Source organism: Micromonospora endolithica (assembly GCF_003626595.1).
GTDB classification, from domain to species: Bacteria; Actinomycetota; Actinomycetes; order Mycobacteriales; family Micromonosporaceae; genus Micromonospora; species Micromonospora endolithica.
Window position 1 is genome coordinate 1,267,137 of sequence record NZ_RBAK01000001.1, and the last position, 14,624, is coordinate 1,281,760.

Below are 14,624 nucleotides of genomic sequence, written 5' to 3' on the forward strand. Positions count from 1 at the left end.
CAGAGCCGCTGCTGTACTTCGCTGCTGCTGATCACGACCGCGTCGCCGCCGTCCGCCACCAGTTCGCCGTACTCCAGCCACCGGTCGCCGAACCCTGGTCGACCGGATGCCGGCCGCCGCCCGTCGGTCCGTCAGGGCCGGCAGAGAATCTCGCCGTGCGGCACGGCGAACCAGGCGTCCGGTGCCGCCGCCCACTCACGCCAGCCGTCCGAGACGCGGCGCAGGTCCTCTCTCGTCGCGGCCCCTGAGGTCAGCAACTGCTCGGCCAGGTCCGAGACCAGGATCCGCTCAGCCCACATTCCGCCCCACCACCGAGCATCCTCGCCGGCGGCGAAGCACCATGTGCTCGCTGTCGCCCTGACGTCGACGAATCCGGCCTCGCGGGTCCAGCAGAGCAGCCGCCGCCCGGCGTCCGGCTCGCCTCCGTTGGCGCGGGCGGCCTGCTGGTACAGGGCGAGCCAATCGTCCAAGGCCGGTACGCGAGGAAACCAGGTGAAGGCCGCGTAGTCGCTGTCCCGCGCGGCGACGATCCCGCCGGGACGGCAGACCCGGCGCATCTCGCGCAGCGCCCGGACCGGATCGGCGACATGCTGAAGCACCTGGTGGGCGTGGACGATGTCGAACGAGCCGGCCGGGAAGTCGAGCGCGTGGACGTCGGCGACCGCGAAGTCGATGTTGCGTCGGCCGCGTACACCCGCCTCGGCGCGGGCGAGCTGGAGGGCGGCGCCGGTGACCTCCACGGCGGTGACGCGTCCGGGTGCGACCCGGGTGGCCAGGTCGACGGTGATGGTGCCCGGTCCGCAACCGACGTCGAGCACCGACATGCCCGGCGCGAGGTGCGGCAGCAGGTAGGCCGCCGAGTTCCCGGCGGTACGCCATCGGTGCGAGCGCAGCACCGACTCGTGGTGCCCGTGGGTGTACACGTTCGGTGTGGTTGGCATCTGCACTCCCCTCGACCGGTGCGGCGATGGTAGTCAACCTATCCCGAATATTAGTACCTCTATCCTGAGGACTGGGATGCAGACGGGTCGGGTCACGGGTGGCCCGTCCGACTCGGAGGCCAGCCGGTGCCCGCCGCCACCTGCGAGGTCGGGCGGCGAGGCCGGGCGGGTTCTGGCGGCCGTGCCTTGTCCTGGCCGACACTGGCCGGGTGGAGACGCACAGCTTCGCCGACGTCGTGGACGGTGCCCGGCGGCGGGCCTTCGTCGGTCGCCGGACCGAACTCGCCGGCTACCTGGCCGCCCTCACCGGGCGTTCGGTGCGGCGGGTGCTGTTCGTGCACGGGCCGGGCGGCATCGGCAAGTCCACGCTGCTGCTGGAGATGCGTGCCCGGGCCAGAGACGCCGGCCGGGCCACCCTCCTGCTGGACGGGCGGGAGCTGGAACCAACGCCCGAGGCGGTGACGGCGGTGCTGCCGACCGAGAGCGCCGGTGCGGGTACGGTGCTGCTGATCGACGGGTACGAGCAGCTCGCTCCGGTCGACGGTTGGTTGCGCCGGGAGCTGATCCCATCCCTGCCGGCTAGCGGCGTGGTGGTACTCGCCGGGCGCGAGCCGCCCGCGCCCGCGTGGCGGACCGACCCGGGCTGGCGCGAGGTCGTGGCGGTGCACCCGCTGGGCCACCTCGACGACGTCGACAGTGCCGAGTTGCTGGCCCGCGCCGGGGTCTCGGCGGCCGACCGGGAGCGGTTGGTGCGGCTGGGTCGGGGCCACCGCTCGCCCTGGCGCTGCTCGCTGACGCGGCGCTGGCCGGTACGGTGCCGGAAACCCTGGCCGAGGTGCCGGATCTGATCAACGTGCTGCTGGAGTCACTGCTGCGGGACGCGCCGTCGGAGGCGCACACCGCCGGCCTGGCCACCTGCGCGATGGCGTGGCTGACCACCGAGGACCTGCTGCGCGAAACGGTCGGCGACGCGGCGCCGGACGTCTGGGCGTGGCTGCGCCGACGGCCCTTCATCGTCAGCCGACCGACCGGCCTGAGCCCGCACGACCTCACCCGGGAGGTGCTCGACGCGGAGTTCGAACGGCGTTTCCCGGCCCGGTACCGGTCGCTGCACCGGACCATCCACGACCACGTCCTCGCCGGGATCCGGGCGACCGGGGGCACGGACCGCCAACTGCTCGCCCAGCACCTGGCGTACCTGCACCTGCGCAGCCCGTTGACGGCCGCGTACCACAGCCTGCGCGCGCAGGGATCGGCCGCGGTCACACCGGCCCGCCCGGAGGAGCACGGCCAGCTCGTGTCCATGGTGGAGCGGGCTTTCGACGGGGCCAGCGCCCAGCTCGCCGAGCGATGGTTCGCCGAGGCGCCCGAGCACCTCAACGTGGCCCGCACCGAGGAGGGCGTCGCCGGCCTCGTGTACCACGTGTTCTGCCCGAGCGGGTCCGCGCTGGAGCAGCAGGACCCGGTGGTGCGGGCGGTACTCGACCACGTGGCGCGTACCGCGCCGCTGCGGCCCGGCGAGCGCGTCGAGATCGGCCGCTTCCTCGCGGGGATGCACGAGCGGCAGCGCGACCGCTACGCCGTGCTCGCCGGCTCGGTCACCTCGATCATCAACTGGTCGACCGAACCGCTGGCCTGGTCGTTCGCGGTGTTCAGCGACACCGGTTACTGGGCGCCGTTCTTCGACTACCTCGGCTTCCGGCCGCTGGTGACCGCGGAGCTCGACGGGCAGCGGTACGTCGGGTACGGCCACGACTGGCGGCGCTTCCCGGCTGACCGGTGGTTCGACCTGATGTTCGAGCGGGAACACTCCGGCGGCACCGGCCCGCCACCGGACTCGGCGCTGCTGCCGCCGCCGCTGGGTCGGGCCGCGTTCGGCGCGGCTGTGCGTTCCGCCCTGCCGCACCTGGGCCGTCCGGAACGACTGGCCGGCAACCCGCTGCTCGGCACGGTGCTGGGCACCGAACCGGTCGCGCTGCGCGCGAGCCTGCTGGCGGCGGTGGACCGGCTGGCCGCCGAACCCAAGGGAGAACGGCTGCGGGCCGTCCTCACCCGCACCTTCATCCGCCCCGCGCCCAGCCAGGAGGCCGCGGCCGAGGTGCTGGGGTTGCCGTTCAGCACGTACCGCCGCCACCTCGCCAGAGCGATCGAGGCGGTCACGGAACGGCTCTGGGCGATGGAAATCGGCACCCTCCGCGACCGTCGGGTGGACGGCGGTTGAGCAGGGACTGACCTGGTGAGTGAGCACCGTCCGCGCCCATCCTTCCGGGCATGACCCACATACTCGTACCCGGTGCCGGCCCCGCCGGCCTCACCACCGCGATGCTGCTCGCCCGCGACGGGCACCAGGTGACGTTGCTCGAACGCGATCCCGCGCCGCCGCCGGTCGCACCCGCGGCGACCGCGTGGGACCACTGGCGGCGGCACGGCGTCAACCAGTTCCACCTACCGCACTTCATACTCCCGCGCTGGTGGGCGCTGGTGGGCGCTGAGCGAGGCGCACCTGCCGGAGGTCGCCGGGCCCCTGGTGGCCGCCGGAGCTTTGCGGATCAACAGCCTGGCCGTGCTGCGTGGTCTTGTCGATGCCGCCCTGGCCGTGCACGAACAGCACGCGGCGTGGCGAGCGTCCGCCGAGCGCGTCGTCGAAGCTGGCCAGCTCGCGGTGGCGTCCGACAAACGCTGCCGTATCGCGTGGTCCAGCAGGTCGCCCAGGTGCCTCGGCACGCCGACACCTCCTGACCTTTCCGAAGCAGCACAATCCGGCTGATCCCACTGTCCGCCGCCATGCCCGGATTGGACAGCGATTGACCCCTGTCCGACCTGGAGAGTGAGCATCTATCCGGCCGAACCTGTCGGGGCGTTGCTTCACGGACCCGGAGGTGCCTGGTGGCCCGGATACTCGTTCTCGACGCAGGCCTGTGCGCCTGTCGATCGCGCTGCTGCTCGCCCGCGACGGCCATGACGTGACGGTTTGGAACGCGATCCGGCCGGGCCGTCACCGGCTGGGCAGGTGTGGCAGCGGCCCGGGGTCAGCCAGCTCCGCCTCCCGCACCTGTGTCGATGTCCGTCTTGACGCTGCCCCTGGGCAACGGCAGGCATGCGACACACACCCTGCCCGATCTTTGTCTCAGCCATTCCTCTGCTAACGCCGCTCGAACAATTCTCCCGTGTCGCCGAGTACCGCTCGGGGCTCACCCGAGCCAATTCCGAAAGGAGTCCATCATGGACAACGTCAAGCCACCGACGCGGAGATCCGCAGGTGGCAAGGTGCGGTCGGTGAGACCCCCCGCGCTGCTGTGTTCGGCTGTGCTGCTCGGCGTCGGCGCAGCATTCGCCGTCGCCAGCCCGGCGTCGGCGGCGGTCGTCTCCGGTGTGGTGAAGGTCGAAGTGGAGAGCGCGGACGACTCGCGCACCTCGAAGAGCGTCACGGTGGAGTGCCCGGACGACAAGAAGGTGATCAACGCCGCGGGCTACATCACCGACGGGAACGGCAGCGTCGCCATGGACGACATCTTCCCCGACGAGGCGCTGGAATCGGTCACTGTCACCGGCAAGGAGACCGACGCCTACGGCTCAAACTGGCGAGTCAAGGCCATCGCCACCTGCGCCGACGAGCCGGTCGGCCTGGAGTGGGTCTGGGCGGTGAGCGAGGAGGACAACTCCGATGACTGGAAGCGTGCCGAGGCGGAGTGCACGGGTGACAACACCCTGCTCGGCACCGGCGCGACGATCCGGGGCGGGGCCGGCGAGGTCGCCCTCGACCTGATCGTGCCAAACGGCGGCCGCGGTGTCGCCGCCGACAAGGTCACGGTCGATGCGTTCGAGCTGGACCCGTTCAGCGGGGACTGGACGGTTAACGCGTTCGCCATCTGCGCGGATCCGCTCGACGGACAGCAGGTGCTCAGGGACGCGACTACCTCCGCGTCGGACAACGACGGCCTGCGAGTGGCATGCGATGAGGACCAGGTCGCCACCGGCACTGGTGTCGAACTGGTCGGGGTGACCGGTGAGGTCGTCATCGACGACGTCTTCCCGACCGATGGCTCGCCGACCGTCGCGCCGACCGCCACCACCGTGTACGGCCAGGAGGAGGACGGCACCCCGGAAAGCTGGTACATCCAGGCCTTCGTCATCTGCGCCGACGCCTGATCCATTGAAGTAGGCGGGGCCGCCTCCCTGGTGGAGGCGGCCCCTGCTGCCGCCGAGCCCTCCGGCGGACTTGCTATGACGCGATCCCCACCAACCCCGTGCGTGACACCGGCCGGCTACGCAAACCCCGCCGCACCGTCGTCGCCCTCACCGACGAAAACCTTCAAGCCGTCCGGACGGCGATCCGCGACTGGCAGCGCCTCATCCCCGGCAGGCCCGGGCCACGACACAACGGCGACCTCGCCGACGTCGTCGACCTCATGCTCGCCACCGGCGTCCGCATCGGTGACATCGCCCTGCGATGGGAGGACCTGGACCTCGCCACCGAGCGCCCCACCCTGACGATCTGCGGCACGCTCGTCTTCGTCAAGGGCAAGGCCTCTTCCGACAGCCCTGGACTCAGATGCGACGCCGGCCACCGAGTGGTCATGCCGCCCCGGTTCGCCGTCGGCATGCTCCTGGCCCGCAAGCTCAGCGCCGCCGACAAACCCCACGACGCGATCTTCGCCTTTCGACGCGGCACCTGGCTGTCGCCCAACAACGTCCGCCGTCAGTGGCGCGAGGCCCGCGCCGACACCGACGCGGGTTTCCAGCGCATCGTCCATCGGGTTCTGCCTGCTCCGGTGGGGTCCAGGGATCGGGTCACCAGGTACAGACACTTCAACGCGGCTTGCTCGTTGGGGAAGTGGCCGCGGGCCTTGACCGCCCGCCGGTAGCGGGCGTTCAACGACTCGATCGCGTTGGTCGAGCAGATGACCTTGCGGATCTCCACGTCGTAGTCGAGGAACGGGATGAACTCCGCCCACGCGTTGTCCCACAGCCGGATCACCGCCGGATACCGGCCGCCCCACTTCTCCGTGAGCTCGTCGAACGCGGCCCTGGCCGCGTCGGCGTTGACGGCGGTGTAGATCGGCTTGATGTCCCGCTTGATCTCGTCCCAGTAGCGGCGGGAGGTGAGCCGGAACGTGTTGCGGATCAGGTGGATAACGCACGTCTGCACCACCGTCTGCGGCCACACGTTCGTCACGACCTCCGGCAGGCCCTTGAGGCCGTCGCAGACGAGGAAGAACACGTCCTTGACGCCCCGGTTGCGCAGGTCGGTCAACACGCTCATCCAGAACTTCGCGCCCTCACCACCAGCGCCGGCCCACAAGCCCAGGATGTCCTTGTCCCCGTCGAGGGTGACTCCGATCGCGGCGTAGAACGGCCGGTTGGCGACCTGCCCGTCTCTCACCTTGACCACGATGGCGTCGATGAACACGGCGGCGTAGATCTCGTCCAACGGGCGGTGGGACCAGTCGGTCATCTCCTCGATCACCTTGTCGGTGATCCGGGAGATCGTCTCCTTGCTGACCGACGCGCCGTAGATCTCGGCGAAGTGCGCCGAAATCTCCCCGGTCGTGAGGCCTTTGGCATACAGCGACAACACGACCTCGTCGACCCCGGACAGGCGCCGCTGCCGCTTGCGGACGATCTGCGGGTCGAACGTGCCGGCCCGGTCCCGCGGCACGTCGATCTGCACCGGCCCGGTCGTCTCGGTCAAGACGGTCTTCGACCGGGTGCCGTTGCGGACGTTGCCCGACCCGGCACCAGCCTGGTCGTGTTTTTCGTAGCCGAGGTGCTCGGTCATCTCCTCGTTCAGCGCGGTCTCCAGGACCGTCTTGGTCAACTGCTTCAGCAGCCCGTCCGGGCCCGTCAACGACAGCCCCTGTTCCCTTCGCCGCCCGAACCAACTCGGCGGCAGCCTTCGCCTCCGCCGACGGCTCGGGCCACTTCCTACGTCCGATCTGGTCGTTCAGTGTCGCGGTCATCACGGCACCCTCCTCACCAGGCACAACGCCCGATGGGTCAGGCCGGAAACACCGTTAGATCCACACTCCCCTTCAGCATGCTGGGTTAGTCACCGAAGTGGACGTTACACGCTTGCCGTCGGGTTCCACGGAACCGCGACGTCCTCATCGGGCTTGCTCGGAAGGACACCGTGCCGCTTGTGCTTCCCGGAGTAGTACGGCCTTTGGTCCGCGACTCGGTTGATCGGGATCAGGGTGCGTCGAGAATCGCGTACGCGAGCCGGGCGATGCGCCGCATGGCCTGGTTTAGGTCCTCGGCGTGTGCGGCGAGCAGGTCGATGGCTTCGCGGACGTACCGCCAGGCCGTCGTGACGCTGACCGCGAAGCCGCAGGCCAGGCGAGCGATGGTGATCCCATTGTGCAGATGGGCCAGGGCGAGTAGTGCCTGCTGGCCGGCGTCGAGAAGACGCCACCGGCCCTGACGCCGGATGCGTTCGGCACAAACGAGGTCAGCCAGGTGGTTCAGAGTGCGGCTGGACAACGCCACCGCAGACGGGGAAGAGCTCCCTGTTGGGGCATCGGATCTTGGTCGACTGCCGACTTTCCGGGAGCCTCCTCCCTATGTCCACAGGCCCTTGCCCGCACTCACCGCGACCAGGCCCGTCACGATAAAAAGGCCTCAGTCGTTGTATAGTCGCTCCCTTGCGCCGTTGGGGATGTATTGCCCCCAGTCGACAGATGCATGTCGCATGGACAGCCGTAGCCTCGCTGGTCACCAGTGCGAGCGTGCCGCCTAATCGAGATCCGGCGGCTGTCGCGGACAAACAGAAGCATCATCTGCAAGCTCTCCCGATTATCTGTTCCCAGGGCTATCCGGGCGACCGAAAGCAAGGTGGATACACCAGCAAGAACCTGACCGGAAACAAGTTGGAGTCTGCCAAGATCAACCGCGTACTTCAATCGCCCCCTCTGGAATCCGTCTCGCACCGAGGCATCGATGGCCGAGCGAAGGAGTCTCTGGGCGGTCACCACATCACCTTCGTGAGCCTTCACCCGAGCGAGCGCCGCATTCAACTGCGCTTTCGCCGAACCCCACTCCTGCATTCGCTCAAACAGTGCTCCGGAATGCTCCAGATGCTGTTTCGCCAAAGACACTTGGCCGAGGTTCAGCAGGATTTCGCCCAAACGTAGGTGATAGTAGCCGAGTTGCTTGTGCTCCTGCGCAACGCTCTCCTTATGGCGCTGCCCATCGACAAGGTATTGGAGAGCCTCCACATACCTTCCACCTGCCGCACAGATTCGACCGCTGAAATGATTTGAGAGCGCAAGGGCGCGGTGACAGTCACGGGTCGGCATGTGGTCGCCGCCGGCCAACTCAGCCACCCTCCTGAAATGACTCAACGCACGGGTATGGTCGTCGTAAAAGCAGATAATCCCCTGTTGAGCGATTATCAGCGGCATCAGCATTCTTCCCGCCGGCGTTGTGGCTGCCAGCCGCTCGCACTGGTCCAGGACGGATCGTGCCTGCGAATACTTGCTTCCCTCTACGTAGAGTTCGACGAGCGCCAGCAACGCCCGAACGCGGTCTTCGACGCGCCCCTCGCTGTCCTCGATCGCCGATTCGATACAAGCGAGCCGCGCCTCGGCGCGACCGGCTAGCAAACCGTGGTACCGGGCCAACGCGAGCAGTAGATTCGATGTCGGTCGGCCCTGACTCCTCAGCTTGTCGATGGTCCGCTCCAGCAGATCCATGAATTCCTGCCGGTTTCGGAAATCGGCTCCAGCACCCTCGTTGTTCATGCGGTCGATGATTCGGTCGAGATACTCAATGAAACGCGGGGAGTCCAGGCCCAGTTCAAAGGCAACTACCTTATGTAAGGGCGCAATGATCGCCGTTGTGGACGGCAGGGTACTGGAGGGAGCCGGGCGGGCGTACATCTCAACCGCGTTAAGCAGAGTCTGACGAAACCCTGCCGAAAGTGCGACTCGGTAGGAGTTTGCGTTAAGCATCTCCGTCACCCGGAAGCCCCTTCGTTGTTTAGTACGGCTTCCCTCCGGCGAGGATCAGCAGCAGGAAGTCGTACAGCAGACTGTGGATCGCGTAACGTTGCTTGAAGTCGAATGCCCGAACAAGACTCAGTTGACAGGCTGCACGAAGCGTGTACTGGAATTCCGCGGTGCTCCCGAGACCGGAAAGTCTTGCAAGGTCGTCCTGGGAGAACGAATGCCCACTTTCGTGCGATATGAAGGCGGCCATCAGCAGATCAGCATTCGTAGAACCACACAGGCGCCTCAGGGCGTCAACGGAGCGGAGATAAAGGGTGGTGTAGACCTGCTCGCCGAGCGTGCGTCGATTCTCTTCGCCACTAAACTGCTTCAGATCATGGATGACCCGATCAAGCGAGCGATGGGTCGTCAGGTACTCTCTGATGATCAATTTAACGAGAAATGGATTGCCACGGCTGACCGAGTAGACGGACTCCAGTTTCGACGTATCGGCCGCCCTGAGATCGCTGTCTCCCCGACCGAGGTAGTGGATCAGGGCCATGGTCGAGTCGAAGTCGAGATTCGTGGCTTCAAACGAGGTGACCAGGCTCGAATTCTCGGTGAGCAGCGGCCACCTCGTGGTGACAAGGATCTTGTGCGGTCGACCTAGGCCCATCTCGTGCAGTCTCTGTACTGCGCTGGTGGCGTCCTCGACGCTCTCGAGGTTGTCCACGATCGTCAGCAGCCGCTCTCCGGACGGTAGTGCTGACAGGCGCTCGGCCAACTCCTCGGCCGACAGGTCGTCGTGGTGAACCCTGAGGTCGAGCTGCCTGGCGATTGTCCTGACCACATCGCGCCAGTAGGCCGTGGCGGGCTCCGAGGCATCCGAATGCGTCGAAGGGGCGGCGTTCATCGCCGAGGCCCAGGCGACCCGCGAGAACGAGGTACGCCGGACACACTCCTTTGCAACCTCGAAGGCGAGAGCGGTCTTGCCGATGCCGCCGCCGCCGAAGATGCTAACGGCCCAGCTGCCGGCACTGTCGTCGACAGCCTCCACCATAGTGGCGATCTTGTCCTTCACCCCGAACAAGCGGTCATCGTCAACGATTGCGTACCGCCGCCAGGCAGTGAGCACCGATGTGTGACCAGGCCGGGAGCGACTGAGTACGGTGGCTAGTGCAGGAGGTTCCAGGCTCGCGAGGATTCTTCCCAGCAGCCACTGGTAGACGTCGTCATGCCGACTCGCCGGCTTGATGATCGAGGTGTGCGTCCCCCGGGCGGTTTTGATGCGCTGCCGGGGAATTCCCAGACGAGCGCTCAGGTCGTCAACCCAGCGATCCGCGGAGGCCGTTGCCGCGTAGACCGGCAGGAGGATGCGTTCGAAGCCGTCCGACCGAGCGGGATCCGTGGTCAGTTGGTCGTTGAATCGACGCTGGAGCTCCGTCACGAATCTCGAGTGCACGCGCAACACGCGTCCGTCCCGCGTCAGCCTGGCCAAGGGGGTAGGGACGCGTACACCCGCCTGAGGCGTGGCCATTAGAAAGACGGCTGCCACGCGCTCGACTACCAGGGCGCCGTTAGCGTCGCGTACGCGGGAGTCCAGGAGATCCTTGACTGCGGCCTGACAGAGCAGACCTCCCATGCTGTGGCCGATAAGTACGAACCTCTCGTACGGCAGGTCACGGATGGTATCGGCGAGGTTCTCCGCGTGGCGGGCAAGGTCGACTGAGGCTGCTCTACGCCAACGCCGCAGACCACTACTGTAGTCGGACAAGCCGATGTCCACGTCCACAAGGTCTTCAAACAGAAACTCCGGCGTACGACCCCATGTCGAATAGCGCCGACCGCCGAGGCCATGGACCAGCATCAGCAGCGTCCTGGCACCGTGGCCGGGACGGCGGTGCACGACAAGCAGTTCATCGTTGCCTTCGTGCTCTGCGGGCAACCGCTGGAAGGTTGCACCTTCCACGTAGACAACCACTACCTGGTCTCCCGTCGCACAAGGGGATGATCAAGCATTCTAGTGGGCGGCGGCAAGTTCGCCACGTTCGCGTGGGCCAGCCCGGTTGATCAATATGTTACGGGGTTGGCTCGCCTCTGGACACATGCTTTACTGCATGAAGCCATCGGGAGGGCCACATGAATCTTGGATTCGTTCTTCCGTCGTTCGGGCTGAGTCGACTGGAAGTCGACCTAGCCTTGGAGTCAGTGGCGCATGTCGCCATCAAAGTGGCGGTAGTTCATAACGACAGGGATCCCTCGCCCGTCGGGAACTGCCGCAATGTCCGAGAGGCCTCGGTTACGGGCCCGATCGGCAAGGCTGAGGTGATACGGATCGGACTCGCGATGTTACTCGAGGATCCGGCAGTAGAGTTCTTCGCTCAAGCGGATGGTCATCATAAACAGCCGGTCAGCCAGGTATTCAGGCTGGCCGAAGAGATTAGCCACAACGGCGCCGACATGGTCGTGGGAAACAGGTACGGGGCCGGGATCGATCTTTATGACGATCACCGGCTCGCAATCACCAAATTGTGGTCCCAGCTGGTCAACATTACAAGCGATTATGAGTTGCACGATGTGTGTTGTGGCATGCGGGTCTACTCTCGACGGCTCGCGGAAAGGTTCGTATCCCACATCAACTGCTTTGGCTACGGCCTCGAGGTGGCCCAACTGCTGATCACGCACCGGGCCGGTTGGAAAGTCGTGGACAAACCTGTCGACTCGGCCCGACAGGCCATGATGACTGCCGCAGAGAAGCTCGAGGACAACTTGGCGGTGCTGCTGGACGCCAACCTTGCGCGACTCGAGCGGAATCAGCGGCTGGAACTGTGCCGCCTCCTAGCGGAGATCAAGCTGCGGCGGTCCCTGGTGCTCGACGGTGGAATGTTCGGATTGGACCATCTGATCGAGTTCCACTTCGCGGCCCAAGACGAAGACGGCGAGGACGCGTACTCCTTGAGATTGCGCCGCTAAGGATCGGCGGTCAAGTCCCATGCCGAAAATTGCGGTCGTCACGAACCTCGCACCTGGCTTAAACGGCGGCATACAGAGATTCGCAAAATCACTATTGGCATGCGCCAGACCGCCATCACATACCGTAGATCTTGTTTATCTCGAGGCGTCAGTCGGAGACCGTCACCCGCGTGCAGTCCAGAAATGGTTCGACCAGAATGTTGAGCAGAAGGTCCCCTCATCGGAGGATCAGCGGACCGCGACAGAGCTTGTCCGCAGGCTTTCGCACTACAATCTAATAATAGTTGCGGGTTCCGCTCCTCTGCTGTTGCGCTGGGGTTATGCCCTGCGCAGGATCATCGAGTCGGGTTGCGCACCGGTCGTCTACTCAGCACTCTTTCCAATGCAAGAGATGGAGTACTATCTCGGACTCGGCCGGTCCCGACAACTAGCCGAAGTCATAGGCCCGCTGATTGCAACGAGTACGGCGACGGCGGTGCCCAGTGACTACAGCGCCGGAGGCATTCGCCGCTTCCTCGGCAATGGCACCGCACTGGTCAAGGTCCCGCTCGGCGTGGACGTCGTGTTGCCAATGGGGCCGCCGGACCTTCCCCACACGCCACGGTCCTACGTTGCCGCCGTCAGCAGGCTGGATCCGCTTGCGGCGCACAAGAACATCGCTTCGGTCCTCGAGTGTTGGCCCGACGTCGTCCGCTTGACACCCGAGGCTGGGCTGGTGCTGATCGGCTCCGGCGGGCAGAAACTTCAGCCCGCCTCCTACATGATCCGGACGGGCGGTGTTTCGGACGACAGGCGGTCGGCGATCGTGGCTCGAAGCCATGCCTTCGTTTTCCCGTCGGCCATCGAAGCGTTCGGCTTGGCCGCAGCCGAAGCGCTGGCACTCGGTACACCGGTGATCGCCATGAGGTGCGGCGCGATGCCGGAGCTGGTGGTGCATGGGGCGAACGGGTACCTGGTGGATGCCGAGGAGGTCGAAGTCCACTTGGGCGACCACCACGGAATGCACCTTCGACCGAATCGGGAACAACTCGTCACCGCGCTGAGCTCCCTGATGGACGAAGCCTGTCGAGCCGGCATGCGTGCCGCCGCTGCGGACAGTGTCAAGCACCTGACATGGCGCCGAGTGCTTGACACCTACCTAAGGCTTGGCGGAATTGCGCCGTGAGGTTCCCCGCGCGTGGTTCCGAATGGCGGTCCAGTGTAGGTGCGGCCCTAGCATAGGTGGACCTTTAATCGGCCTCGACGCGGTGCTGGTTCCAGTGCTTCTCCATCCAGGCGATGTGACCGGGGTCGGGCTCTATCGCGAGCCGTTGACCCTGCAGAGTCGCGTAGCCCTCGTACGGGAGCAGGTCCTCACGCAGGTTGATCGTCAGGGTGTTCGGGTCGACGGCGATGTCTCCCTGGTCGAAGAGGCGGTGAAGGTCGCGCCTCATGAGCAGTCCACCGTCGTCGTGATGCAGGCCGACTGCAGCGTAGCTGTAGAGGTGCGCGGCCTCCAGGGCGGCGGCGGGACCGGGTCCGGTGAAGGCGCAGACGGGCCCCATGGTCGCGAGCAGGCGTCGCCTGAACTCGCGTTGGCCCACCCGTACGCGGACCTGCACCTGCCGATGGCCGTCCCTGCCCGGCCGCTGCCGGGCGGTCGACCTGTGTAGAGCTGCGACGGCCCGTGATATGCCGACGTTCTCCAGTGCCTCGAGGAATGCGTCCCAGCGTAGTGCGCGCATGCTGTGCTGGGAGCGTGGGGAGACGCAGAGATCGCGTAGGGTCGGGCCGTCGAGGCAGCCGCCGAGGTCGATCCAGTTGGCGTCGTGGCGGCTGCTATTCAGTCCCATGACATCTGTCAGTGTTGAAATCCCGATACATGTGTCAGTTGGTAGGGATCTTGGGCGGGCTGGTTCATGGTGCCTGGCATGGCTTCTCGGCGGCATGTCATGAACCTGCTCGATGCCCAGTTGGCTGCGGGGGTGCGGATCAACGTGGCCGAGTTCGCGCGCGAGCATGGTGTGTCCGTCCATACGGTGTATCGGCATCAGGCACGGATCCGGGACGAGGGTGAATGGCATGCGCGTTTCCGGCGGCCGCACAGCAGTCCGCGGGTGACGCCGCCGGACTTGGACGCCTGGATCTGCAAGCGATGCCCTGATCGAGGTGCACGCCGCTACCGGTCCGGCATGGCTGGGGCCCTCAAGGTCGACGATCAACCGGGTCCTGGCCCGACATGACCTGCTCGAACGGAACCCGGCGAAACGGCCGCGCAGCTCGTTCCGGCGGTTCGTCTACGCCCGGCCCAGGGACTGCTACCAGATCGACGCCACGAACGTCCGGCTCGCCGACGGCAGCCTCGCCGCGGTCTTCGACGTCCTGGACGACTGCACCCGAACCCTCGTCGGCTGTCACGCGACGATCGCGGAGACCGCCGAAGGCGCGGTCACCGCGGTCAGGCAGGCCTTCGGCGAGTACGGCGTCCCAGCGATCGTGTTGTCCGACAACGGCACCGCATTCACCAGCCGACTGACCCGGCCCGGATCGATCTCCACGTTCGTTCAGGCTTCCATCTCGTCCAGGACGTTGTCGGCGACCCGGCTGATCAACTCCCGGGACACGTCGGCGTCATACACGTCCGCCAGATGCGCGGAGATCTCCCCGGTGGTCAACCCTTTGGCATAAGCGACAGGATCGTTTCGTTGAACCCGTCTAACCGGCGGGTGTGCTTCGGCACGATCCGTGGCGTGAACGACCCGGCCCGGTCCCGCGGGACCTGGATCCGCACCGGCCCGACCTCGGT

At 66.3% G+C, this 14,624-nt stretch carries 11 protein-coding genes and 4 pseudogenes; 7 read left to right on the forward strand and 8 right to left on the reverse strand.

Annotated elements, in window-relative coordinates; genetic code table 11:
* Nucleotides 1-131: 131 nt before the first annotated feature.
* Complete coding sequence (locus D7223_RS05795; protein ID WP_120725503.1) at nt 132-923, reverse strand: class I SAM-dependent methyltransferase; 792 nt, start codon at nt 921-923, stop codon at nt 132-134.
* 227 nt (nt 924-1,150) lie between these two features.
* Between D7223_RS05795 and D7223_RS33410 the strand changes: the two genes are divergently transcribed.
* The 4 genes from D7223_RS33410 to D7223_RS05810 all read left to right on the forward strand — a co-directional run bounded on the left by D7223_RS33410 (nt 1,151) and on the right by D7223_RS05810 (nt 5,090).
* Nucleotides 1,151-1,789 carry a P-loop NTPase family protein gene (locus tag D7223_RS33410; RefSeq protein WP_238161602.1) on the forward strand — a complete coding sequence of 213 codons (639 nt, stop codon included), beginning with the start codon at nt 1,151-1,153 and terminating at the stop codon, nt 1,787-1,789.
* Nucleotides 1,777-3,162: a hypothetical protein gene (locus tag D7223_RS05800; RefSeq protein ID WP_238161603.1), complete on the forward strand. Its 1,386-nt coding sequence runs from the start codon at nt 1,777-1,779 to the stop codon at nt 3,160-3,162. Before D7223_RS33410 ends, D7223_RS05800 begins: the two co-directional genes overlap by 13 nt.
* 50 nt (nt 3,163-3,212) lie before the next feature.
* Complete coding sequence (locus D7223_RS33415; RefSeq protein ID WP_238161606.1) at nt 3,213-3,680, forward strand: NAD(P)-binding protein; 468 nt, start codon at nt 3,213-3,215, stop codon at nt 3,678-3,680.
* A 330-nt stretch (nt 3,681-4,010) separates the two neighbouring features.
* Complete coding sequence (locus D7223_RS05810; RefSeq protein ID WP_147252535.1) at nt 4,011-5,090, forward strand: hypothetical protein; 1,080 nt, start codon at nt 4,011-4,013, stop codon at nt 5,088-5,090.
* 116 nt (nt 5,091-5,206) lie between these two features.
* Here D7223_RS05810 and D7223_RS34230 read toward each other — a convergent pair whose 3' ends face one another.
* The 5 genes and pseudogenes from D7223_RS34230 to D7223_RS05835 form a co-directional block, all read right to left on the reverse strand.
* On the reverse strand, nt 5,207-5,695 hold the full coding sequence (locus D7223_RS34230; RefSeq protein WP_158610822.1) for a hypothetical protein: 489 nt from the start codon (nt 5,693-5,695) through the stop codon (nt 5,207-5,209).
* Nucleotides 5,641-6,901: pseudogene (locus D7223_RS05820) on the reverse strand (IS256 family transposase). The gene D7223_RS34230 and the pseudogene D7223_RS05820 overlap by 55 nt, the downstream one beginning before the upstream one ends.
* Nucleotides 6,902-7,065: 164 nt before the next feature.
* Nucleotides 7,066-7,427, reverse strand: a pseudogene (locus tag D7223_RS05825) (transposase family protein); the annotation flags it as partial.
* Between the two features lie 116 nt (nt 7,428-7,543).
* The gene (locus D7223_RS05830) at nt 7,544-8,899 is read right to left on the reverse strand and encodes a tetratricopeptide repeat protein (protein WP_147252536.1); all 1,356 of its coding nucleotides are present in this window, start codon (nt 8,897-8,899) and stop codon (nt 7,544-7,546) included.
* 19 nt (nt 8,900-8,918) lie between these two features.
* Nucleotides 8,919-10,847 carry an alpha/beta fold hydrolase gene (locus tag D7223_RS05835; protein WP_147252537.1) on the reverse strand — a complete coding sequence of 643 codons (1,929 nt, stop codon included), beginning with the start codon at nt 10,845-10,847 and terminating at the stop codon, nt 8,919-8,921.
* Nucleotides 10,848-11,005: 158 nt separating this feature from the next.
* On the opposite strand from D7223_RS05835, the gene D7223_RS05840 reads away from it, so the two are divergent.
* Both D7223_RS05840 and D7223_RS05845 read left to right on the forward strand, forming a co-directional pair.
* Entirely contained in the window at nt 11,006-11,839 is an 834-nt protein-coding gene (locus tag D7223_RS05840; protein WP_147252538.1) for a glycosyltransferase family protein, read from the forward strand.
* A gap of 391 nt (nt 11,840-12,230) precedes the next feature.
* Nucleotides 12,231-13,004, forward strand: coding sequence for a glycosyltransferase (locus tag D7223_RS05845; protein WP_158610824.1), 774 nt, complete (start codon nt 12,231-12,233; stop codon nt 13,002-13,004).
* A 64-nt stretch (nt 13,005-13,068) separates the two neighbouring features.
* Here D7223_RS05845 and D7223_RS05850 read toward each other — a convergent pair whose 3' ends face one another.
* Nucleotides 13,069-13,839, reverse strand: coding sequence for an HNH endonuclease signature motif containing protein (locus tag D7223_RS05850; RefSeq protein WP_238161608.1), 771 nt, complete (start codon nt 13,837-13,839; stop codon nt 13,069-13,071).
* Nucleotides 13,840-13,987: 148 nt separating this feature from the next.
* On the opposite strand from D7223_RS05850, the pseudogene D7223_RS34235 reads away from it, so the two are divergent.
* Nucleotides 13,988-14,308: pseudogene (locus D7223_RS34235) on the forward strand (hypothetical protein); the annotation flags it as partial.
* Nucleotides 14,309-14,385: 77 nt separating this feature from the next.
* Here D7223_RS34235 and D7223_RS05865 read toward each other — a convergent pair.
* Nucleotides 14,386-14,624 (reverse strand): annotated as a pseudogene (locus tag D7223_RS05865) (transposase); the annotation flags it as partial.